This window comes from Massilia sp. Root335, assembly GCF_001425685.1.
GTDB classification, from domain to species: domain Bacteria; phylum Pseudomonadota; class Gammaproteobacteria; order Burkholderiales; family Burkholderiaceae_D; genus Telluria; species Telluria luteola.
On sequence record NZ_LMCY01000026.1, the window covers coordinates 201,324 to 224,152 of the forward strand.

The 22,829-nt window shown below is 67.0% G+C and carries 22 protein-coding genes and 1 pseudogene; 16 read left to right on the top strand and 7 right to left on the bottom strand.

The window, feature by feature from the left end; translation table 11 throughout:
- Positions 1-86 precede the first annotated feature (86 nt).
- A complete protein-coding gene (locus tag ASC93_RS14960) occupies positions 87-2,336 on the top strand; it encodes a bifunctional (p)ppGpp synthetase/guanosine-3',5'-bis(diphosphate) 3'-pyrophosphohydrolase (protein ID WP_056443459.1) in 2,250 nt (749 codons plus the stop codon).
- A gap of 30 nt (positions 2,337-2,366) precedes the next feature.
- Here ASC93_RS14960 and ASC93_RS14965 read toward each other — a convergent pair whose 3' ends face one another.
- The 6 genes from ASC93_RS14965 to greB form a co-directional block, all read right to left on the bottom strand.
- Positions 2,367-3,131: a hypothetical protein gene (locus ASC93_RS14965; protein ID WP_157201935.1), complete on the bottom strand. Its 765-nt coding sequence runs from the start codon at positions 3,129-3,131 to the stop codon at positions 2,367-2,369.
- A gap of 7 nt (positions 3,132-3,138) precedes the next feature.
- Positions 3,139-3,495: a hypothetical protein gene (locus ASC93_RS14970; protein ID WP_056443465.1), complete on the bottom strand. Its 357-nt coding sequence runs from the start codon at positions 3,493-3,495 to the stop codon at positions 3,139-3,141.
- A complete protein-coding gene (locus tag ASC93_RS14975; protein WP_056443468.1) occupies positions 3,482-5,344 on the bottom strand; it encodes a carbamoyltransferase in 1,863 nt (620 codons plus the stop codon). Before ASC93_RS14975 ends, ASC93_RS14970 begins: the two co-directional genes overlap by 14 nt.
- Before the next feature lie 9 nt (positions 5,345-5,353).
- Complete coding sequence (locus ASC93_RS14980; protein WP_200958342.1) at positions 5,354-6,367, bottom strand: SGNH/GDSL hydrolase family protein; 1,014 nt, start codon at positions 6,365-6,367, stop codon at positions 5,354-5,356.
- Positions 6,368-6,842: 475 nt separating this feature from the next.
- Positions 6,843-7,451: a biliverdin-producing heme oxygenase gene (locus ASC93_RS14985; protein WP_056443472.1), complete on the bottom strand. Its 609-nt coding sequence runs from the start codon at positions 7,449-7,451 to the stop codon at positions 6,843-6,845.
- Positions 7,452-7,525: 74 nt separating this feature from the next.
- Positions 7,526-8,095, bottom strand: coding sequence for a transcription elongation factor GreB (greB, locus tag ASC93_RS14990; protein ID WP_056443475.1), 570 nt, complete (start codon positions 8,093-8,095; stop codon positions 7,526-7,528).
- Between the two features lie 107 nt (positions 8,096-8,202).
- Between greB and ASC93_RS14995 the strand changes: the two genes are divergently transcribed.
- The 15 genes and pseudogenes from ASC93_RS14995 to ASC93_RS15065 all read left to right on the top strand — a co-directional run bounded on the left by ASC93_RS14995 (position 8,203) and on the right by ASC93_RS15065 (position 22,176).
- On the top strand, positions 8,203-8,772 hold the full coding sequence (locus tag ASC93_RS14995) for a hypothetical protein (RefSeq protein ID WP_229412738.1): 570 nt from the start codon (positions 8,203-8,205) through the stop codon (positions 8,770-8,772).
- Between the two features lie 18 nt (positions 8,773-8,790).
- A complete protein-coding gene (locus ASC93_RS15000) occupies positions 8,791-9,909 on the top strand; it encodes a sensor histidine kinase (RefSeq protein ID WP_056443968.1) in 1,119 nt (372 codons plus the stop codon).
- Positions 9,906-10,553, top strand: a complete 648-nt coding sequence (locus ASC93_RS15005; RefSeq protein WP_056443482.1) for a response regulator transcription factor — start codon at positions 9,906-9,908, stop codon at positions 10,551-10,553. The genes ASC93_RS15000 and ASC93_RS15005 overlap by 4 nt, the downstream gene beginning before the upstream one ends.
- A 194-nt stretch (positions 10,554-10,747) precedes the next feature.
- Positions 10,748-12,316 (top strand): GGDEF domain-containing protein, encoded by a 1,569-nt coding sequence (locus ASC93_RS15010; protein ID WP_056443485.1) that lies wholly within the window; start codon positions 10,748-10,750, stop codon positions 12,314-12,316.
- A gap of 293 nt (positions 12,317-12,609) precedes the next feature.
- A complete protein-coding gene (locus ASC93_RS15015; RefSeq protein WP_056443488.1) occupies positions 12,610-14,076 on the top strand; it encodes a flagellin in 1,467 nt (488 codons plus the stop codon).
- A 190-nt stretch (positions 14,077-14,266) separates the two neighbouring features.
- Positions 14,267-14,541, top strand: a pseudogene (locus tag ASC93_RS32830) (flagellar protein FlaG); the annotation flags it as partial.
- A gap of 188 nt (positions 14,542-14,729) precedes the next feature.
- Positions 14,730-17,375, top strand: coding sequence for a flagellar filament capping protein FliD (fliD, locus tag ASC93_RS15025; RefSeq protein ID WP_056443492.1), 2,646 nt, complete (start codon positions 14,730-14,732; stop codon positions 17,373-17,375).
- A 22-nt stretch (positions 17,376-17,397) separates the two neighbouring features.
- Complete coding sequence (gene fliS, locus ASC93_RS15030) at positions 17,398-17,853, top strand: flagellar export chaperone FliS (protein WP_056443495.1); 456 nt, start codon at positions 17,398-17,400, stop codon at positions 17,851-17,853.
- Positions 17,854-17,868: 15 nt separating this feature from the next.
- Positions 17,869-18,192: a flagellar protein FliT gene (locus tag ASC93_RS15035; protein ID WP_056443499.1), complete on the top strand. Its 324-nt coding sequence runs from the start codon at positions 17,869-17,871 to the stop codon at positions 18,190-18,192.
- Positions 18,193-18,221: 29 nt separating this feature from the next.
- A complete protein-coding gene (locus ASC93_RS15040; RefSeq protein WP_056443503.1) occupies positions 18,222-19,349 on the top strand; it encodes a flagellar hook-length control protein FliK in 1,128 nt (375 codons plus the stop codon).
- Positions 19,336-19,716 (top strand): EscU/YscU/HrcU family type III secretion system export apparatus switch protein, encoded by a 381-nt coding sequence (locus ASC93_RS15045; protein WP_056443506.1) that lies wholly within the window; start codon positions 19,336-19,338, stop codon positions 19,714-19,716. The genes ASC93_RS15040 and ASC93_RS15045 overlap by 14 nt, the downstream gene beginning before the upstream one ends.
- Entirely contained in the window at positions 19,700-20,458 is a 759-nt protein-coding gene (locus ASC93_RS15050; RefSeq protein WP_056443509.1) for a flagellar brake protein, read from the top strand. The genes ASC93_RS15045 and ASC93_RS15050 overlap by 17 nt, the downstream gene beginning before the upstream one ends.
- An 86-nt stretch (positions 20,459-20,544) precedes the next feature.
- Entirely contained in the window at positions 20,545-21,246 is a 702-nt protein-coding gene (locus ASC93_RS15055; protein WP_056443512.1) for an RNA polymerase sigma factor, read from the top strand.
- Positions 21,247-21,325: 79 nt separating this feature from the next.
- Positions 21,326-21,847 (top strand): DUF4142 domain-containing protein, encoded by a 522-nt coding sequence (locus ASC93_RS15060; protein ID WP_056443514.1) that lies wholly within the window; start codon positions 21,326-21,328, stop codon positions 21,845-21,847.
- Positions 21,844-22,176, top strand: a complete 333-nt coding sequence (locus ASC93_RS15065; protein ID WP_056443516.1) for a cupredoxin family copper-binding protein — start codon at positions 21,844-21,846, stop codon at positions 22,174-22,176. Before ASC93_RS15060 ends, ASC93_RS15065 begins: the two co-directional genes overlap by 4 nt.
- Before the next feature lie 146 nt (positions 22,177-22,322).
- Here the strand turns inward: ASC93_RS15065 and fliE are convergent, their stop codons facing one another.
- Positions 22,323-22,718 (bottom strand): flagellar hook-basal body complex protein FliE, encoded by a 396-nt coding sequence (gene fliE, locus ASC93_RS15070; RefSeq protein ID WP_056443518.1) that lies wholly within the window; start codon positions 22,716-22,718, stop codon positions 22,323-22,325.
- Positions 22,719-22,829: the final 111 nt, after the last annotated feature.

Sequence of the window (22,829 nt, forward strand, 5' to 3'; positions counted from 1 at the left end):
TGAGCTTATATGAGCCGACGGTGGTCCATGAATCAGCCCGTGATTCTGTTATGCTGTTTCCATACTGCGGCTGATTGTCTTTTCGTATGAACCTGTCCTCACCGGATTCCGTCCACTCGGGCACCAACACCACCAAGGCGAGCCGGCCCGGCCGGCCCGCCAACAAACCGCAGGAAACCGAACCGGTCCCCGCGCCCGGCGTCGCGTCGATCACCCATCTGGCCACCAAGCTGGCCGAATACCTCACTCCCGTCGAACTCAAGCGCGTCAAGGAAGCCTACCGCTTCTCGGACGAGATGCACCTCGGCCAGGTCCGCAAGTCGGGCGAGCCCTATATCTCGCACCCGATCGCCGTCGCCGAAATCTGCGCCGACTGGAAGCTGGACGCCCAGGCCATCATGGCCGCGCTGCTGCACGACGTGATCGAGGACCAGGACGTCAAGAAGGAAGAGCTGCTGGAACGCTTCGGCCCGCAGGTCGCCGACCTCGTCGACGGCCTGTCGAAGCTGGAGAAAATCGAATTCCAGAGCGTCGTCGAGGCGCAGGCGGAAAACTTCCGCAAGATGCTGCTGGCGATGGCGTCGGACGTGCGCGTCATCCTCATCAAGCTGGCCGACCGCCTGCACAATATGCGCACGCTCGGCGTGATGGTCCCGGCCAAGAAGCGCCGCATCGCGGGCGAGACGATGGAAGTCTACGTGCCGATCGCGCATCGCCTCGGCCTGAACGACATCTACCGCGAGCTGCAGGACCTGTCGTTCTCGCACCTGTATCCGCTGCGCTACCGCACGCTGTCGAAGGCGATCAAGTCGGCGCGCGGCAACCGCCGCGAAGTGGTCAAGAAGATCCTCGACGCGGTCAAGAACCAGCTAGCCGCGGCCGGCCTGCCGGCCGAAGTCTACGGCCGCGAGAAGACCCTGTACGGCATCTATAAAAAGATGCGCAGCAAGCACCTGTCGTTCTCGCAGGTGCTGGACGTGTACGGTTTCCGCGTCGTCGTCGACACCGTCCCGAACTGCTATGTGGCGCTCGGCTCGCTGCATGCGCTGTACAAGCCCATGCCCGGCAAGTTCAAGGACTACATCGCGATCCGCAAGATCAACGGCTACCAGTCGCTGCACACCACCCTGATCGGCCCGTACGGCACCCCGGTCGAATTCCAGATCCGCACACAGGAGATGCACCGCACGGCGGAATCCGGCGTGGCGGCGCACTGGCTGTACAAGACGGGCGACCAGAACATGACCGACCTGCAGCAGCGCACGCACGCATGGCTGCAGTCGCTGCTCGACATCCAGCAGCAGACGGGCGATTCCGCCGAATTCCTCGAGCACGTGAAGGTCGACCTGTTCCCGGACTCCGTCTACGTGTTCACGCCGAAGTCGAAGATCATCGCCCTGCCGCGCGGGGCCACGCCGCTCGACTTCGCCTACAGCATCCACACCGGCATCGGCGACCACACGGTGTCCGTCAAGATCAACCACGAGCCCGCGTCGCTGCGCACGGAACTGCGCAACGGCGACATCGTCGAGATCGAGACCGACCCCGATTCGCGCCCCAGCCCCACGTGGCTGTCGTTTGTACGCACGGGCAAGGCGCGCTCGGCGATCCGCCACCACCTGCGCACCATCAACCTGAACGAATCCGTCGAACTCGGCCAGGAACTGCTGCGCCAGGCGCTGGCCCAGCTGAGCATCAAGGCCGAGCTGGCGCCGTCGACCGTCGACCGGCTGCTGGCCGAATCCTCGGCCAAGTCGATGGACGAGGTGTACGCCGACATCGGCATCGGCAAGCGCATGCCGGCCCTCGTGGCGCGCCACATCGTGAGCCTGCTGGGCGGCGACGTCGCCACCGTCCCGGCCCAGCCGAGCAACGGCAGCGAACTGGACCCCGTCACGATCTACGGCAGCGAAGGCGTCGCGGTCCAGCTGGCGCCGTGCTGCCTGCCGATCCCGGGCGACCACATCATCGGCCAGCTGCGCCGCGACCAGGGCCTCGTCGTGCACACGGCCGACTGCTCGCAGGCCAACCGCCTGCGCCTGAAGGAACCGGACCGCTGGATTCCGGCCCAGTGGGGCACCGAACTGAATCGCCGCTTCGACTGCCGCATCCGCCTCTTGATCAACAACGAAAAGGGCATCCTGGCCCGCGTCGCCGCCGAGATCGGCGAGTCCGATGCCAACATCACGTATGTCGGCATGGACGAGGACGACGAACACATGATGACCCAGTTGCGCTTCACGATCCAGATCAAGGATCGCGTGCACCTGGCGCATCTGATCCGGAACCTGCGGCGGGTGGCCGGCGTCAACCGCGTGGAGCGCGAGCGGGCGTGACGCGTCCGCGGCGGCGCCTTAGTCTTAGCCTTACAACGCCAGCGTACACCGGAACCCGACATACGCCTGCCGCGCCTGCGGCCGTTCGTCGACGACGGTAAACACCCCCGCCCCTTCCTGCGACGACCAGCTGCCGCCCCGCGCAAGCGCCCTGCCCCACCAGCTGCGCCCGGCGCGCGGCCACCAGCCGAGGCCCTGCTGCATCGGTGCGCCCGGCGGCGTCGCCAGGGTGGGCGAATCGGGCGCGAAACCGTGCGCGACGATGCCGTCGATGTCGCCCTGGACATCGTCGAAGACCCAGCTGAACGCATTGCCCGCAACATCATGGATGCGCTCGCCGGTCGACAACACGTGCCAGCGCCGCTCGCGCGGATCGGGCGACGCCGCGCAGGCCGGCTGGGGCGCGTCGAACCGGCCCAGGTGCAATCCCTGGAACAGCCGGCCCGCCCCGACGGCGCCGCCGCTCCAATTGGCGGCCTGGGCCGCGAGATCGTGCGCGATGGCCAGCGCCTGCGATTCGGTCAGCAGCCTGACCCCGGCCCGTGCGCAGGCTTCGCGCGCCGCGTGATAGCCGATGCGCACCCACGGCGGCGCCGTCGCGCTCAGCAGGAGCTGCCCGTCCGGTCCGCGCGCCGCCAGCCAGCGCGCCACCGCGAACGCAGGCACGGTGACGCCGCTTGGCAGCGTGGTCGCCGGCACGACGACGAAGCCGGCCGGGAGAGGCGCCGCCGGCCGAGGTCCGGCCGGAAGCGGCGCGCTCGCCACGACGGCCATATCCACCTCGAGATTGCCCATGCGCTACCTAGAACATCTGGTAGACATAGGGCGACAGCGCCGCCCGCGGTCGCGCCGCGACGTGCAGTTCGTGCAGCGCCCGCGCCGCCTCGGCCACGCGCGGCGCGAGCGCTGCCAGCTCGGGATGCCCGTGCGCGCGCCAGTGCGCGGCGAGGCGCGCGCCGAACTCGTCGGCATCGAGGCACGACGGCGCCAGGAAATCGCCGAGGCCCATCGTCGTGCGCGTGCGCTGCGTGTAATAGCTGGCCAGGCGCGGGTTCGGGCCCAGCGGGAACGGCACCTGGCCGGGCACGCAGCCGGCGGTCAGGGCGTCGAACAGCGGCGCCGCAAGATCGCGCACGGCCGCGTCGTCAATCGAGCTCATAGGTCTTCCTCCAGTCTTCGTCATCCGCCAGCGGCGGCTGTTCGCGGCGCCACAACACGACGTCTTCCAGCACCAGCAGATCCATCTCCGTGCGCATGAAGCAGCGGTAGGCATCCTGCGGACTGCACACGATCGGCTCGCCGCGCACGTTGAACGACGTGTTCACGAGCAGCGGGCAGCCGGTCAGCCGTTCGAACGCTTCGAGCAGCGCGCGGAATTCCGGATGGCCGTCGCGATCCACGGTCTGGATCCGCGCCGAGTAGTCGACGTGCGTGATGGCCGGGACGTCGCTGCGGGGCTGGTTGATGACGGCCATCATGTCGTCGTCGCCGGCCTCGAACGCCCCTGTATCCATCGGCAGCCGGCGCATGTCGTTCACCGGCGCCACCATCAGCATGTAGGGACTGTCGCCGTCAAGATCGAAGTACTCGACGCAGCGCTCGCGCAGCACGGCCGGTGCGAATGGGCGGAACGATTCGCGGAACTTGATCTTGAGGTTCATGGTGGCCTGCGTGCGCGGGTTGCGCGGATCGCCGAGGATCGAACGCGCGCCCAGCGCGCGCGGCCCGAACTCCATCCGTCCCGACAGCCAGCCGACGATCCTGCCGGCCGCAAGCTGCTCGGCCACGAGGGCCAGGCGCTCGCCGCGCTCGGGAATGCGCCGGTACGGATAGCCCTTGCGGTCGAGGAAGGCGAGAATTTCCTCGCTCGAATAGCGTGGTCCGAGATAGCTGCCGCGCTGGGCGTCGCCGGCGCCGGGCGCGCGCCGGCGCGGGGCCTCGAACGCCATGTGATGCGCCAGCAGGGCCGCGCCGAGCGCGCCGCCGGCGTCCCCGGCGGCCGGCTGGATCCAGATACCGTCGAAGATGCCGGCCGCGGCCAGCTTGCCGTTGGCGACGCAGTTCAGCGCCACGCCGCCGGCCAGCACGAGCCGGCTTTCTCCGCTCAGGCGGCGCAGGTGGCGCGCCGTCTTGAGCACGATCTCCTCGGTCACCTGCTGGATGCTGGCCGCGAGGTCCATCTCGCGCCGCGTGATGGGCGTTTCGGGCTGGCGCGCCGGGCCGTCGAACAGGTCGGCGAAGCGCGGGCCCGGCATCGCCATCCCGTCCAGCCAGCCGAAGAACGCCATATCCAGCCGGTACGAACCGTCGGTGCGGACGTCGATCAGGTGGTCGCGGATGCGCCCGGCGTAACGCGGACGGCCGTAAGGCGCGAGGCCCATCAGCTTGTACTCGCCGGAATTGACCTTGAAGCCGCAGAAGCTCGTGAAGGCGCTGTACAGCAGGCCGAGCGAATGCGGGTAGTCGATCTCGGCGAACAGCTCGAGCTTGCGGCCGTGGCCGACGCCGAGCGTCGTCGTGGCCCATTCGCCCACGCCGTCGATGGTCAGCACGGCGGCGCTGTCGAACGGCGACGGGTAGAAGGCGCTGGCGGCGTGCGCCATATGGTGCTCGGCGAACAGCACGCGGCCGGCGCGGCCCGGCGTGCCGAGCGTCTGCCGGACGTGCTCGTTCACCCAGATCTTATCGCCCAGCACGGCCCCCGCCGCCTGCGCGAACAGGGCGCGCGCGCCGGGCGCATCGCCGCGGACGGCGCCGGCGCAGGCGTTCTGCACGACGCGGTCGAACGTCAGCAGCGGATTGTCGTAGAAGACGATCGCATCGAGGTCGGCGGCGTCGACGAAGCCTTCCTCGAGACAGTAATTGATGGCGTTGGCGGGAAACGACGGATCGTGCTTGCGGCGCGTGAAGCGCTCCTCTTGCGCGGCCGCGACGATCGCGCCGCCCTGCACCAGCGCCGCCGCCGCGTCATGGTAATAGCCGGCGATGCCCAGGATGGTCTTGGCCATGGCGCCCCCTCAGCTCGCGCGGGCCAGTTGCGCGCCCAGCAGCGCGGCGACGACGGGTTCGAGCGAGCGCGCGAGGGCATCGTGGCCGGCCGGCGTGAAATGGATGTCTGTTTCCCAGCGCAGGCGGCGCCGCGTCGCGGGCGCGATGCGCAGCAGGTCGGGCAGCGGATCGTGCAGGCGGCAGCCGAGTTCGGCGGCCAGTTCGGCAAAGCGGGCCTGGTACGGCGCGGCATCGCAGGTCTCGTCGAGATGCTGCGGCAACGGCAGCGGCATCAGCACCACGGGCCGGTCGAGCGCGCGCACCCATTGCGTCAGGATCGCGCGCATCAGGCGCCAGGCCGGCGTGGCGGGCGAATCGTAATGCGGCAGCGGCTGGTATTGAGTGAGGTGCTGGACCATGTCGCGCATGCCAAGCCTGGTGATCATCTTGCGCAGCAGGAGGAAGCGCCCGCCCTGGTCCACCGCCGCGGCCTGGGCGGCGTCGAGTTCGTGTTCCTCGTACGGTTCGCGCCGCGGCGGCACGTGGCACAGCCGCAAGGCGTCGTTCTCCAGCCGGAAGTACGGCTTGGCGTAGATGCGCTCGATGCCATGTTCGTCGCGGTGCGGACGGAATTGCGCGGCGACGCGCCGGATGTTCTCGACGAAGACGGCGATCACGACGAGGTCGTGCTCGATGTCGCGGGCGAATTCGCGCCAGATGAGATATTGCTGGTCGGTGCCCGTCGACGACAGGCCGAAATTGTAGAACTCGACGGGCGGCGTGCCGGCGTCGGGCAGCCGCGTTTCCAGCAGATCCGTATAGCGCTGGCGGTTGGGCACGGCGTCGCCGGCCGTGAACGAATCGCCGAACACGAGTACCCGCCGGTGCCCGGGCGTGCGCGCCCGCACGAAGGGCCGATCGGCGCGGAACCCCTGTTCGTTGACCTGCATGAGATATCCCCCGCCTTCATGCGGAATCCGCACCCGCAGGCGGGGGATGTAGCGATAGCCGACGACAGGGTGGTATTCGTATAATTGCCTCATCATTTCCTCGTGTGGTCTTTTCGGACGAAATGATGATGCGTTATTTGATTGTGAGGATTTTTATGCAACCTCAAATTCTCGATTCCCAATGAAATAACGGATTCGTTTCCTCTCATATATTATTTTTGGAAAAGTATTTAAACGCAGAAACGAAATGCGCCGCACTGCGTTTCATTGGCGCCGCACAAAATCGGCGTCGGCAAGATCACCCATATTTATGCGGTTGCCCGCAGCACTGGAACGCTCTGCGCAGGGCTGCGGCAGTGCGCGGTGGATGGCACGACGGAATTCTTGGTTTAGGAAAATAGAAAAGCGGATACGCAAATTGAACAACGGGGCCGAGCATGCGACCATCGACTTTTCACCACAATGGTTTATTGATCCGATACCTGATGGTGTTTTTGATCGGCTATGTTCTATTTTCTATTTATGCCCGTGCCGATACCCGACACCATCGATTGGGCGCACGGTCCGCTCAGACGATTTCCGAATGCGGATCGGCCCGCAATTCGAGAATGCGGTCGAATGCCGCGCACGCGCCGGCGCAGGCGTCCGCGATCTCGGCCGGCGTGCGCACATTGGCGCGCAGCGCCTGCATGAAGGCACGCCAGCGGGGGCCGGGGCCGCCGGCGTCGCCCTTCAGGTAGCGCAGCCGGTGCGGCGCCAGGCGCGCGCGCAAGCGTCCGTACAGCACGGCGCCGCCCAGTTGCGAGCCTTCGATCACGTAGTGCACGCCCCAGCGGTAGGCGGGGCTGGCCCCTGCTGGCCACGCGTCCGTGAGCGTGTCCCTGGCGCCATGCACCGGTACGCCCGCCTCGGCCAGATCGGTCTCGATCAGGCCGAGCCACGCGCCATGATCGAAAGCCGGGCCGTCCGCAAAGCCGGCCAGCCACGCGTGCAGCGGACCGAGCCAGGCGCGCAGCAGGGCCAGGTGGGCCGTGTAGTCGTCCAGCGAGGCGTCGGGGGCGCCGATGGGCAGGCCGCTGTCGAGCGCCGCGTGGCGCGTGGCGGTGGCTGCGCGCAGGGCGGCCAATGGATCGGCAGCGTGCGCGGCGGCGTGCGCGGCATCGAGAGAGCGGGTCATGGGATGGACAGGGTGAAACCGGGCATCTTATCAGCGGCGGCAATCCCGCGCCGCATGGCATGCGAGCGGCACCGTCAGTCCGCGACCGGTGCCGGGTACTCGACGCTCAGGATGTCCAGTTCGTCATTGCCTTGCGGCGTATGCAGCGCGACGGTGTCGCCTTCGCGCGCCTTGGTCAGTGCACGCGCCACCGGCGAGACCCAGCTGATCTTGCCCTTGAGCGGGTCGAGTTCGTCGATGCCGACGATGGTGACGGTATGTTCCTCGCCCGCCTTGTTGACGTAGGTGACGGTGGCGCCGAAGAACACCTGGTCGTTGCCGTGATGGACGGACGGGTCCACGACGAAGGCCGAATCCAGGCGCTTGGTGAGGAAGCGGATGCGCCGGTCGATCTCGCGCAGGCGGCGCTTGCCGTAGATGTAGTCGCCGTTCTCCGAGCGGTCGCCGTTGGACGCGGCCCAGTGCACGACGCGCACGACTTCCGGCCGGTCGACGTCGATCAGCTGCAGCAGCTCGTCCTTGATGGCCTGGTGGCCGGCCGGCGTGATGTAGTTCTTGGACCCGGCGGGAATCGCCCGGGCCAGCGCCAGGGCCTCGTCGTCATCGTCGTCGTTGTCCGACTCTTTTACAAATGCCTTGTTCATGCGTGTATTGTAGCGCCTTCGACAACACGCACGCGCATGCGGCGTGCCGGTCCCGCGCCGGTTTCCCGTATCATGAGGTCATGACACGCGCCCTTCCACGCAGCCGGATGTTCGCGCCACTGGTGTATCTGGCGGCCGTGGTGCTGCTCGTCGAGGAATGGTGCTGGGATACCGGCATGCGCCTGACGCGTGCCCTCGCGCGCTGGCCCGCGCTGGCGGCGCTGGAGGTCCGCGTGCGCACGCTGCCGCCGTACGGTGCCCTGTGCGCCTTCGTGCTCCCCGGCCTGCTGCTGCTGCCCGTCAAGGTCCTGGCGGTCGTCGCCATCGCCCATGGCCACGCGCTGTCCGGCATCGCGACCATCGTGCTGGCCAAGATCGGTGGCGCGGCCGTGGTGGCCCGGCTGTACGTGCTGACGTTGCCGACCTTGCTCGCGGTCGGATGGTTCGCGCGCTGCCACGGCTGGTTCATGGTGGCCAGGGCCCGTTGCCTGGATTACCTGCGCACGAGCCACGCCTACCACCTGGCCGGCCGCGCGCTGCGCGGACTGCGGATCGGCCTCAGGCGCGTGCTGCGGCGGCTGCATCCGCACCGGGCCGACGCGCAAGGCCGCCATGCCAGCCGCACCATGCGGGTGCTGCGCCGCTTCGTGGTCCAGTGGCGCGCGCGCCGGCGCTAACCGACAAACGATATGAACATGAGTCCAGACACCCGCAGCCGCAGCCCCCGCGCCGCGCAAACGCAGGCGGCCCCGCCCGCGCAGTCTCCCGCCCCCGGCCTCGTCTACCAGTTCGTGCTGCGCGCCGACGGCACCATGGCCTACCCGCACCTGAGCGAGGGTTGCACGGCGCTGCTGGGCGTGTCGGCGTCCGAACTGCAACAGGACCCGGAATGCTTCGTGCGGCTGATCCTGCCCGACGACCGCGCAGGCTGGCGCGAGGCGATGGCGGCGTCGAAGGCGACGCTGGCCGCGTGGAACTGGGAAGGCCGCATCTGCGCCCGCGGCTGGAACGACGTCAAATGGATCAGCCTGCGCGCGACGCCGCTGCCGCTGATGGACGGCGGCGTGCAGTGGGACGGCATCATGACCAACATCACCGCGAGCAAGCTGGAGCAGGAAGAAACCCGGCGTTCGCGCGCGCGCCTTGCCGAACTGACGGACCACATCCAGCAGGTCAAGGAACAGGAGCGGGCCCGCATCGCGCGCGAGATCCACGACGACCTGGGCGGCAACCTCACGGCGATCAAGATGGCCCTCGCCATGCTGTCCGCGCGCCTGCCCGACGATCCCGCCCTGCGCGACAAGGCCGATTACCTGGACGACCTCGTCGACCGCACGATCGAGGCCGTGCATCGCATCTCGCTGGACCTGCGTCCCGGCACGCTCGACCTGGGGCTCGTCGCCGCCCTCGAGTGGCAGGCGCGCGAATTCGAAAAGCAGATGGGCATCGCCTGCGTGTTCCGCAGCGCCGACAAGGACATCGACCTCGACCCGGACCAGGCGGTCGCGCTGTTCCGCATCGTCCAGGAGGCGCTGACGAATATCGCCAAGCACGCCGGCGCCACGCGCGTGACGGTGAGCCTACGCCGCCTGCGCCAGCACCTGACGCTCAGCATCTGCGATAATGGCCGCGGCATCACGCCCGCCGACCGTCTCAAGCCGCAATCGTTCGGCCTGCGCGGCATGAGCGAACGCGCCCGCGCGCTGGGCGGCACGCTCGCCTTGTCGCAGGCGCCCGGAGGTGGCACGATGGTCGTCGTCAAGATCAGTCTGGCCGCCGCCGCGGCCGGACGCAGCGAATCCACCCGAGCATGACAGAAAAAGCCAGCATCCGCGTTTTTATTGCAGACGACCACGCCATCGTGCGTGAAGGCCTGAAGCAGATCCTCGCCGAACAGCGCGACATCGTCGTGGCGGGCGAAGCCGAGACCGGTCTCGACGCCGTCAAGCTGTTCCGCAAGTCGCGCTGCAACGTGCTGCTGCTCGACATCTCCCTGCCCGACCGCAACGGCATCGAAGTGCTCAAGCAGATCAAGAGCGAGAAGCCGGAACTGGCCGTGCTGATGCTGTCCATGCACCGCGAAGACCAGTACGCGATCCGCTCGCTGAAGGCGGGCGCCGCCGGCTACCTGACGAAGCAGAGCGCGCCGAAGGAACTCGTCAACGCGATCCGCCAGGTGGCGGACGGCCAGCGCTACGTCAGCGCGCAACTGGCCCAGGTGCTGGCGGCCCAGCTCGGCGAAAACCACGACGCGCCGGCGCACGAAGGACTGTCCGACCGCGAATACCAGACCCTCACCATGATCGCCTCCGGCAAGACCGTCAGCGAGATCGCGCGCGAACTCTCGCTGTCGGTGAAGACGGTCAGCGAATACCGCTCGCGCCTGCTGGCCAAGATGAAACTCAAGACCAGTGCCGAACTCACGCATTACGCGATTCGCAATCAGCTGATCGATTAAACTGTCCGGTGGGCACGTGCCCACGCGTTACGCCAACACATCGCGAACGTTGCGCGTGGGCGGAGGGCCGCCCACCTGCCGCTGTCATTACAGTCCGTGAGACTGCGTGGTAATTGCGCGCTTGTTCAACGGTTTGATTTTTTGTCAGCGGCATACCATGGTGACAATAAGAATTCCATATTGCAACGTCCAAAATGTCCAGCTCACAACGCCCGCCGGGGGATCCCGGCCAGAATCCAGCGGAAATCGCACGCGAAGCGTTCCGCCGGCTCGCCACGCGGCGCATCGCGCCGACGCCGGACGCCTACCGCGAGATCTATAACGAGATCGCCGGCGTCGACGTCCTGCCGCCGCCATCCGATCCGGGCGCGGAGAACGTCCTGTCCGCCTTTGCGCACCGGCTGGCCGACACCCCGGGCGAACTGGCCGAGTTCGGCGTCCGCTTCAACCGCGCCGTCAAGCAGCGCGACTGGGACGGCTATGCGCGCCTGCTTTCGCAACTGGCCGAGAAACACCTGCGCCGCCATACCCACCCCGCCCTTGCGCTGGGCGCCGAGAACGGCGAAGCGAAGCTGCTGCGCGACCTGCTCAGCCGCACGCTGACGTTCGCCGTCGCATCACTGCTGGCGGGCACGCCGAACCTGTCCGGCGAGGCGGAATCGCTGGGCGCCGCCGTCAAGGCCGCCCACGGCGAGGATGCGCTGCAGGAAATCGCCGGGCGTTTGAAGGACCTGTGCTACCAGATCGAACTCAAGAGCGGTGACACGGCCGAACAGCAGGAGCTGCTGCTGCGCCTGTTCAAGCTGTTGCTGGAGAACGTGTCCGAACTGCTGGACGACGACAGCTGGATGCGCGGCCAGATCGCCGCCGTGCAGGACCTCATCGCCGGCCCGCTCGACCACCGCGCGCTGGAAGACGCGACGCGCAGCCTCAAGGATGTCATCTACAAGCAGGGCCAGCTGAAACACGGCATCGCGGACGTCAAGGCGACCGTCAAGAACATGATGATGACGTTCATCGACCGGCTCGGTTCGGTGGCGGCGTCGACCGGCGACTTCCACGAAAAGATCGGCGGCTTTTCCGAGCGCATCCGTCACGCCGGCAACATCGAAGAACTCAACGAGGTGCTGGAAGAAGTGCTGCGCGAGACCAGGCTCGTGCAGGCCGAGGCGATGGCATCGCGCGACCGCATGGTGGCCGCGCACCAGGAAGTGCAGGAAGCGGAGGCGCGCATCAAGGATCTGGAAGCGAAGCTGCAACATATGAGCGAGCTGGTGCGCGAAGACCAGCTGACGGGCAGCCTCAACCGCCGCGGCCTGGACGACGTGTTCGAGCGCGAGAGCGCGCGCGCCGACCGCCGCGGCACGCCGCTGTGCGTGGCCCTGCTCGACCTGGACAATTTCAAGAAGCTCAACGACACCTATGGCCACCTGGCCGGCGACAACGCCCTGCGCCACCTCGTGAAGATTGTCCGCGATACATTGCGCTCGATGGACGTGATCGCCCGCTTCGGCGGCGAGGAGTTCCTCATCCTGTTGCCGGAAACGAATGTCGAGGCGGCCTCGGCCGCGATGGTGCGGGTGCAGCGCGAACTGACCAAGCATTTCTTCCTGCACGAAAACGAGAAGATGCTGATCACGTTCTCGTGCGGCGTGGCCCTGCGCCATCCGAACGAGGACCAGGCCAGCCTGATGTCGCGCGCGGACCGGGCCATGTACCAGGCCAAGCAAACGGGGAAGAACCGCGTGGTGGTGGCCGAGTAACGGGCGCCACGCGAACGCCGCCACGCCCACGCGTCGGCGGCTTTTTATTGTCCGGCACCAAAAAAATAATTTTTTTCGCCCTAAAGTTCCCGAATTCAGCGCCGCCAAGACAAGCCCGCCCCGCACGATGACACAAAAATTTCGGTTTTTTTCGCTCTACCCCTCTAAACTTTTTCCGTAGAGCACCGTTACCAGCTTCAACAGCGGTTTGAATGTCACGGAACAGCGTGACAGACCAAAGTAAAACGAGTGGCACGTCGCCACGCCCCGTAAGACCAGTCTGGAGAGACACCATGTCGTCCGTTATCAATACCAACGTTGCATCCCTGAACGCCCAGCGTAACCTCGCAGCTTCGCAAAACTCGCTCAACACCTCGATCCAGCGCCTGTCGTCGGGCATGCGCATCAACAGCGCCAAAGACGACGCCGCCGGCCTCGCGATTTCCGACCGCATGAATTCGCAGATCAAGGGCATGGACCAGGCAGTCCGCAACGCGAACGACGGCGTGTCGATGGCCCAGACGGCCGAAGGCGCCCTGTCCAGCTCGGGCGACATGCTGCAGCGTATCCGCGAACTCGCGGTGCAATCCTCGAACGCATCGAACTCGTCCAGCGACCGCAAGGCACTGCAGACCGAAGTGTCGCAGCTGACGTCGGAACTGAACCGCGTCGCCACCACCACCCAGTTCAACGGCCAGAACCTGCTGGACGGTACGATGGGCACCGCGAACTTCCAGGTCGGCGCCAACGCCAACCAGCTGATCTCCATGACCGGCTCGAACTTCACCACGTCGACCTACGGCAACAACACGGAAGTCAAGGACGGCCTGGCGACCGCCGCCACCGGCGCGGTCGCCGGCGGCGACCTGGTCATCAACGGCTCGTCGGGTTCGGCAACGGTCACCCTCGGTGCCGACATTTCGGCGAAGACGGCCGTTCAGAAGATCAACGACGTGAACGGCTCGACGGGCGTGACCGCCTCGGCCCAGACGAACACCCTGCTGAAGGCCGACCTGTCGGGCGGCAGCGCCGTGTCGTTCACGTTCGCCGTCGTCTCGGATAACGATCCGACCAAGAGCCCGGTCAACGTGTCGTTCCAGGTTGGTTCCGCCGGTGACGCCGACGCCTACGCCGCCGCAATCAGCGCCTTCAATGCGCAGACCGCCAAGACGGGCGTGACCGCGTCCTACGACGCCACGGGCGGTGGCGTGAAGCTGACGAACGCCAACGGCAGCGACATCAAGCTGACCAACAACTCGACCGACGTCGCCGCCTCCGCGACTTTGGACTCCTACACGACCACTGGTACCGTGGCGAACGCCCCCTTTACGATTGGCGCAGCCGCCGACGGCGTCGCCAAGGGCACGATCACGCTGGACTCGTCGGCAAGCTTCTCGACCAATGACGCCACCGGCTGGGGCATGACGGGTTCTTCGGACCTGAAAGCGGTCGCCGACATCGACGTCAGCACCTTCGACGGCGCCCAGAAAGCCATCAAGATCGCCGACGCCGCCCTGGCCAAGGTCGACGACCAGCGTTCGCAGCTGGGCGCACTGCAGTCGCGTTTCGACTCGACGATCTCGAACCTGCAGTCGACCAACCAGAACCTGTCGGCATCGAAGAGCCGCATCGTCGACACCGACTTCGCTTCGGAAACCGCGAACATGACCCGCGGCCAGATCCTGCAGCAGGCCGGTACGTCGATGCTGGCCCAGGCGAACTCGCTGCCGAACGGTGTCCTGTCGCTGCTGCGTGGCTAATTAGTAATGTAATAAGCCCCCGATAGCGGTGTAAAGTGATTCCTCGGCTGGAGTAATTCAGCCGGGGAATTTTTGCTAGGGAATCATCATGAACATTCAACCAGTGGGTTCGCCCGCCTCTCCCCGCGTGGACGAACGCCCGACCCAGCCGGCGGCACCGGCGGGGAAGGCGGACGCGAGCGGCAAGAGNCGAGCGGCAAGAGCAAGACCGCCGACGGGGACAAGCCGTCGCACGAGGACGTGTCGGCCGCCGTCGACAAGATGAACGAGGCGATGCTGGGCTCGTCGCAGAGCCTGCAGTTCTCGATCGATGAAGACAGCAAGGACATCGTCGTCAAGGTCATCGACCAGAGCACCAAGGAAGTCGTACGGCAGATTCCTTCCAAGGAAGCGCTGCAGATCGCCAAATCGCTCGACAAGTCGATCGACAAGATGCAAGGCCTGCTCATCAATCAGACGGCCTGACCGTCCGATGTTTGCTTTTTCGTCAAGCGCGGGTCGATGACCTGCGCTTGATGCCCCGTTTCGCCTCCCTCACCCGCGTTTTTCCCGCCCATAAGGCTGGGAGCGGAAATAACGCACATTTCCTGCTCTCAAGTACGGTTTGCTTCTGTCGATAATGACTTACATTATCGCTTTCACGGGAGAAACAAGTGGGAATCAGCTCACCTGGTATTGGATCCGGTCTCGACGTCAACGGTCTCGTCAGCAAGCTGATGGCGGCCGAGTCGCAGCCGCTTTCCAACTACGACATGAAGACCGGGGTGTACCAGGGCAAGCTGACGGCATACGGCCAGGTCAGCTCGGCCGTCGGCGCATTCCAGAGTGCCCTCACGTCCCTGAACTCGACCAATACGTTCAGCGCGCTGACCGCCAAGTCCAGCAACGCGGATCTCATGACCGCCAGCGCCGGCTCGAGCGCGGTGGCCGGCAAGTACAAGATCAACGTGACCCAGCTGGCCCAGGCGCAGAGCCTGATGACGGGCGGCCAGGCCAGCACCAGCACGCAGATCGGCGACGGCAGCAAGACCACGCTGACGTTCCAGTTCGGCAACGTCAGCGGCGGCACGTTCGGCACGGCCGGCAACGCACTGGGCGCCGGTACGGCCGCGTCCGGCATCGCGAGCGGCTCGCTGACCATCAACGGCACCGCGATCAGCACCAACGGCACGACGCGCAGCGCGCGCGACCTGGCGCAGGTGATCAATGACGAAACCGACACCACCGGCGTCACCGCCAAGGCCGGCACGACGACGACGTCGGCCACCTTGTTCAGCGGCTTCGGCGACGTCACCGTCGCGAGCGGCGGCAGCTATGCCCTGTCGGTGGGCGGCGTCAGCCTGGCGTCGTCGGACGGCACCACGACCGTGACGGCCGCGTCGCTCGATACCGCGCTCGGCACCACCGGCGTCAAGGACGCGCTGGCGGCCGCCAACATCACCACGACCGGCTCGGCCGCGGGCGGCGACCTGCAGTTCTTCGCGGCGGACGGCTCCAACATCAACGTCAAGGAAGCGGTCAGCGGCACCGTCACCGGCGGCATCGGCCTGGCGAGCACCGCCGCCAACACGGGGTCGGACACCACCGTGACGGCCGGCGTGACGCTCAGCTCGGCGGACGGCAGCCAGATCGTCATCGGCGGCAACAGCCCGGCCGCGGCCGGCCTGACGGCGGGCAGCGCCGGCAGCTACCTCGGCGCCGGCTTCGTGCAGGACGGCAGCCAGGCCAGCGGCACCGTCACGCTCGATACCAAGGACCAGACCCTGCAGGGCATCCGCGACGCCATCAACAAGGCCAATATCGGCGTCACGGCCACCATCGTGTCGGACGGCAGCGACAGTCCGTACCACCTCGTCGTCACGTCGAACAAGACCGGCGCCAAGTCGTCGATGAAGATCAGCGCCGACGGTGCCGACGGCGGCCCCGTCAACGCCGGCATCGCCAGCCTGCTGGGCTACGACCCGAACGGCACGCAAAACCTCACGCAGACGAGCGGCGCGCAGGATACCAAGCTGACCATGAACGGCATCGCCGTCACCAGCGCCGACACGACGGTGGACGACGTCGTGCAGGGCGTCACCATGGACCTGAACACGACGGGCAGCACGACCTTGACGGTCGCCCAGGACACGAGCACCGTGTCGACCGCGATCAATGGTTTCGTGAAGGCCTACAACGACCTGAACTCGACGATCTCGAAACTGACCGCGTACGACGCCACGACCAAGACGGGCGGCGTGCTGCAGGGCGACTCGGCCGTGCGCGCGGTCCAGACCCAGCTGCGGCGCGCGCTCAGCACGTCGGTCGCGGGCCTGGACAGCAATATGACGAACCTGACCCAGGTCGGCATCACGTTCGCGCAGGATGGCAGCCTGACGGTCGATTCGACCAAGCTGGGCACGGCGATCTCCAGCAACTTCAACGACATCGCCGGCCTGTTCGCGGCGGCCGGCTCGGCCAGCGACGGCGGCGTCACGTACAACAAGTCGGGCACCGCCACCCAGCCGGGCGAATACGCCATCAACATCTCGCACATGGCGACGCAGGGCACGCTGACGAGCGCCAACGCGCTGTCCGGCTCGACGACGATCGCGTCGAACACGACCTGGACCTTCACGCTGAACCAGACCGATCCGGTCACCGACAGCAAGGTCCAGAACATCCAGATCCCGGCCGGCACGTACACGAACGACCAGCTGTCGTCGATGCTGCGCGCCGCCATCAACGGCAACAGCACGTTTTCCTCGGCGGGCGACAGCGTCGAAACATCGCTCGACGCGACCGGGCACCTGTCGATCTCGTCGAGCAAGTTCGGGGCGGCGTCGAACATCGCGATCGCCAGCGTCACCGGCACCCAGGTCAGCGACATCTTCGGCGGCGCCGCGCCGGCCGTGGGCACCGACGTCGAAGGCACCATCGGCGGCGTCGCGGCGACCGGCAACGGCCAGGTGCTGACCGCGGCCGACGGTTCGAAGGCCGCCGGCATCCAGCTGACGATCAAGAGCGGCGTCGCGGGCGACCGCGGCACCGTGTCGTTCTCGCAAGGCTATGCCTATGCGCTCACGAACCTGGCCACGAGCTTTACCGGCAAGGACAGCCTGCTGGCCAGCAAGACCGACGGCCTGAACGCCAGCATCAAGAACGTGGCCGACCAGCGCGACCGGTTCAGCCAGCACCTGACCCAGGTGGAAGCCATGTACCGCGCCCAATTTACCTCGCTCGACACGATGATTTCGTCGATGCAAAGCACCCAAAGTTACCTGACCCAGCAGCTGGCCGCCATCGCGGCCAACCGATAACTGGATTTATTGGAGAAACAAGATGTTTGGAACCATGAAACGCGGCGTCAACGCTTACGCCAACGTGGGCCTCGAAACCGGCATCGCCTCGGCCTCGCCGCACACGCTGATCGTGATGCTGTACGACGGCGCCCTCGTCGCGCTGCTGAGCGCCAAGACGAACATCGCCGCCGGCAATATCGCCGCCAAGGGATCGGCCATCTCGAAGGCCATCTCGATCATCGACAACGGCCTGCGCGCCTCGCTCGACAAGAGCGCCGGGGGCGAGATCGCCGCCAACCTGGACGCCCTGTACGACTACATGAGCCGCCGCCTGCTGCACGCGAACGTCAAGAACGACGTCGCCATCGTCGACGAGGTGCACCGCCTGCTGGCCGACCTGCGCGAAGCCTGGGTGGCGATCGGCGAGAAGGTCCAGCAGCAGCCGGTCCCGGCGCCCACGGCCATGCCGAAGGCCGCGACGCTGGTGAGCGCATAAACGGGGAACGCGACCATGATGACCAATTCCGAAATCGCGTCCCTGTACGAAGCCATGGTGGGCATCACCGACCAGATGCTGGCCGCCGCCACCGCGAGCGACTGGGATCGCCTGCTCCAGCTCGAGCATCAGTGCGCCGCCTGCGTGCGCCAGCTCAAGGCCAACGGCGACAGCCCGCTGGCCGGCCAGGAACGCATGCGCAAGGTGAACGCCATCCGCAAGATGCTCGATTCCGACCGCAAGATCCGCGACCTGACCCAGCCGTGGATGGCGAAGCTGCAGGCCATGATCGGCAACAAGACCGTCGAACGCCGCGTCGCGCGCGCCTACGGCATCTGAGCGGGACGATCGTCCCGCCGACCTGAACGATGCTGCCGCGCGATACCGTCTCGCTGACCCCGGTCGCGCCTGCCCGTCCCACCCTTCCGGTCGGCGACCCGCGCCAGCAAGCCTTTACGCGCGCCCTCGCCGGCCTCGTCGGGCAATCCCTGGCGGCCGACGTGATGACGAAACTGCCCGACGGCAGCTTCGTCGTACGCATCAACGACATGGCGGCGCGCATGCCGCTGCCCGCCGGCGCCGAGGTCGGCACGCAAGTGCCCCTGACCCTCGTGGCGCTCACGCCCCGCCCCACCTTCCAGCTCCAGACGGGCCAGGGCGCCCCGGCCTTCGCCGAGGCCGGCCCGCCGCCGGAAGGCGCCAGCCTGCAATCCGCACCGCTCGCTTATCTGGAAGGCAAGGATGCCGCCGCACTGACGCGCACGGCCGCTCTGCTGGCCGGCGCGCGCGGCCTCGCGCAACTCCCCGGCGGCGCGTTCGATACCGCCAACGCGTCGATCAGCCCGGCCGGCAAGGCGCTGGGCGACGTCATCGCGGCCGCCCAGAAAGCCGATGCGCAGGCGAGCGCCGCCGTCGGCCGCACGCCGCTGCTGGGTGCGCCGTCGGGCGACGCGGACGCCATCGCCAGGGCGCTGCAGGATGGGCTCGCTAAAAGCGGCCTGTTCTACGAATCGCACGTGGCCGAATGGGCCGAAGGCGCCCGCCCCCGCACCGACCTGGCGGCGGAGCCGCAGGCGCGCGGCATGCCGCCGCCGACCGACCCGAACACGGCCCAGTTCATCAACCTGCAGCTGAACGCACACGAACAGGGACGCGTCGCGTGGCAGGGTCAGCTATGGCCGGGCCGCGACATGCACTGGGACGTCGAGCGTGAGGCCGCCGGCCGCCAGGACCGCGGCGATGGCGAAGGGGCCGCCACATGGCAGAGCAACCTGCGCCTGCGCTTCGGCGCGCTGGGCGAGGTGGGCGCGCGCGTCGTGCTGTCCGGCGACCAGTTGCACATCCGCCTCGACGCGCCGGACGCCGCTACCAAGGGCCTGCTGGACGCGTACCAGGCGCGCCTGGCGCAGGCGCTGGACGCGGCCGGGACGCCGCTGTCCACGCTGGCGATCCACGACGCCGCACCGAAAGGCGAACCGGGCGATGGACAAGGATAAGGACGCGAATACCAACGCACGGCGGCGCCAGAGCGCCGTCGCGCTGGCCTATGGCGCCGGCGACCCGGCGCCGAAAGTCGTCGCCAAGGGAATGGGACTCGTCGCCGAGCAGATCATCGGCCGCGCGAAAGAGGCCGGCGTGTTCGTGCACGAGTCGAAAGAACTGGTGGCGTTGCTGATGGAAGTCGATCTCGACCGCCAAATTCCGCCCGCCCTGTACCGCGCCATTGCCGAACTATTGGCCTGGCTCTATTATATTGAATCCGCGCAAGTTTCCGGCCAAACACCACCGCCGGCACCGGACACGATATCGCTCCTCCCACCCCAAGAAAGCACTCCGGTTGACACAGATGCAAGCAATCACTGACGCCGAATTAGAAGCCTGGCACGACTACGAAGTCGAGTCGTCCAGGGAAATCGTGGCCCTGCTGCGCCAGATCGCCGAAAAGAACCAGCTGATCCGGATGCTGATCAAGGGCGAGGCCGACGTCTGCGTCACGTCGCTGCTGCACGTCGATCCGGACGCCGGCACCCTCATCATCGACCGCTCGGTCAGCCCCGAGCAGAACAAGCGCATCGTGGCCGCCGGCACGGTGCGCTGCGACACGTCGCTGGACAAGATCCGCATCGTGTTCGGCCTGGACAACCTCAGCGAAGTGGAATTCGAAGGGGGCTCGGCGCTGCGCTGCGCCATCCCGGCCAGCCTGATCCGCCTGCAGCGGCGCGAGTTCTACCGCATGCCGACGCCGGTGACGAACCCGGTGCGGGCGACGATTCCCCTGCCGGCCGAGCTGGGCGGCGACGCCGCCGTGTTCCCGCTGGCCGACATCAGCTGCGGCGGCATCGCGATCTACGACAACAAGATGCAGCTCGGCACGACCATCGGCGAAACCTACGCCAACTGCCGCATCGACCTGCCGGAAATCGGCCCCGTCACCTGCTCGCTGCAAGTCCGCAATTCGATGGACATGACGCTGCTGAACAACAAGACGAGCCGCCGCCTCGGCTGCCAGTTCGTCGACATCTCGCGCGCCAACCTGGCCGCCGTGCAGCGCTACATCACCAAGCTCGAACGCGAGCGCAACGCGCGCCTGTCCGGCCTGGCGTGACGGAGCGGCCTGACGTATCCTGACGGCGGGAACGCCGGGCCGCGGCCCTGCATCCAATCGTCAGGCATACGACACGAAGGACTCCCATGCAGGCCGCCACACCGAACTCCTCTTCCCTCGACGACGACGCGCTGCTGCGCCGCATCCGCGCCGGCGACCGCGACGCGTTTTCCCTCCTCATGCGGCGCTACAACCGCCGGCTGTACCGCGTGGCGCGCAGCGTCCTGCGCGACGATGCGGAAGCCGAGGACGCGCTCCAGGATGCCTACCTGCAAGCGTTTCGCGCGCTGCCGGCATTCCGCGGCGAGGCCGCGCTCGGCACCTGGCTGACGCGGATCGTCGTCAACGCCGCCCTGATGCGCCAGCGCAAGACCGGGCGGCTGGCCGAGGTCATCGAACTGGGCGCGGATTTCGGCGCGGACGATGCCGCCGGACCGCACTACGCCGACGCCAGCCAGGGCGAACGCGAGCAGCCGGAACTGGCCGCGCTGCGCGCCCAGACACGGCGCCTGATCGAAACGGGCATCGACAAGCTGCCCGCCGTCTTCCGCACGGTGTTCGTGCTGCGCGCGGTGGAAGAGCTGAGCGTCGAGGAAACGGCGGCCACGCTGGACATTCCCGAGGCCACCGTGCGCAGCCGTTATTTCCGGGCCCGCGCCATGCTGCGCGAGGCGCTCGCGCGCGAGATCGATTTCGCGATCGAGGACGCATTCGGCTTCGACGGCGCGCGCTGCGACCGGATCGTCGACGCCGTGCGGCGCCGGCTGGACGCGGAATGGGGCTGCTGACGGATGGCGGGAACGCGGGGGCAATGACGTGCATCCAATGGGTTGTTCCACCTTTCCAACCCAATCCAAGGATGCTGCCATGAACAAATCCACCCCGCTGCTGCTGTCTTCGCTGTTCGCCCTTGCCCTGGCCGCGCCCGCCCACGCCGCCGGGCCGAACGATGCGCAGATCGCCGCGATCGTCGTCGCCGCCAATGCGGTCGACATCGACGCCGGCAAGCAGGCCGAGACGAAAACGAAGAACAAGGACGTGCGCGCCTTTGCCGAGCGCATGGTGGCCGACCATTCGGGCGTCAACCAGCAGGCCACGGCGCTGGTGCAGAAGCTGCACGTGACGCCCGAGGACAACGACACCAGCAAGAGCCTGACGTCGGGCGGCGCGGCGACGCGCACCCGTCTCGCGGGCCTGTCCGGCAAGGCCTTCGACAAGGCCTATGTCGACAACGAGGTGACGTATCACCAGACCGTGCTCGACGCCCTCGACAAGACGCTGATCCCGAACGCTTCCAATGCCGAGCTGAAAGCCCTGCTCGTCAAGGTCCGCCCGGCCTTCGTGGCGCACCTGGAGCACGCGAAGCACATCCAGGCTGAACTCAAGTGAAATTCAGGCAACGCCTCGCCGCCGCATTGTGCTGGCTGCCGATCGCTGCCGGCGCGGCGGAACACCATGTCGTCATCGACGGCATGAAGTTTTCGCCGCAGGTCGTCCAGGTCAAGGCGGGAGATACGATCGTCTGGGAAAACCACGACATGTTCGTCCACAACGTGACGGCGGCCGCGGCCAGGGTGAGCTCGGGCGACCTGGCGCCCGGCAAGTCGTGGCGCTGGGTGGTGCCGGCGGGAACGTCGTTCGACTATCTCTGCACCTTGCACCCGGTGATGAAGGGACGGGTGGACGTGACCGGGCCGCCGCGGCGTGCGGCGCACTGAGTCGCCGCCGTATCCCGCGCAATAACCGGCTTTCGCGCGCGATATCCGTCGTCTCTGCGCAATCACCGTCGTTCCCGCCTGCGCGGGAACGACGGGTCAAGCATTCATCCACGCCTGCGCGGGGGGCGACGAGCCAAGGGTTAGGCTTACACCTGCATATTCATGATGTCGTGATAAGCCGACACCAGCTTGTTGCGCACCTGTACGGTGGACTGGAAGCTGATGTTGGCTTTCTGCATCGCGATCATCGTATCGGACAGGCTGACGGAATCGTCGCCCGCGGCGAAGCGCTTGCCCATGTCGTCGGCCTGGTTCTGGGTGTCGCTGACGTTTTGCAGCGCCCCCTTCAATGCATCGGAGAAGCTGACCTTCGACGATGACTCGGCCGCATCCGTGCCCGAGGTCTTGCCGAGGCCGCCGATGCCGAGGCCGCCGCCCAGCGCGTCCGCGGCGGACGTGGACGCGGCCGGCTTCTGCGCCGCCGCCTTCAGCTGCGCCATCATCGCTTCGATCCGGCTGCTGTCGATGCCGCCGATGTTCATGTCCGTTCTCCTGCGCATGTCGATTCAGGCTGTCAGAATATCAGCGCGGCGACAACTATTGCCTTCGAGCAGCGCCGTAAACATGGCCTTATTCCGGGGTTTGAGTGTTGC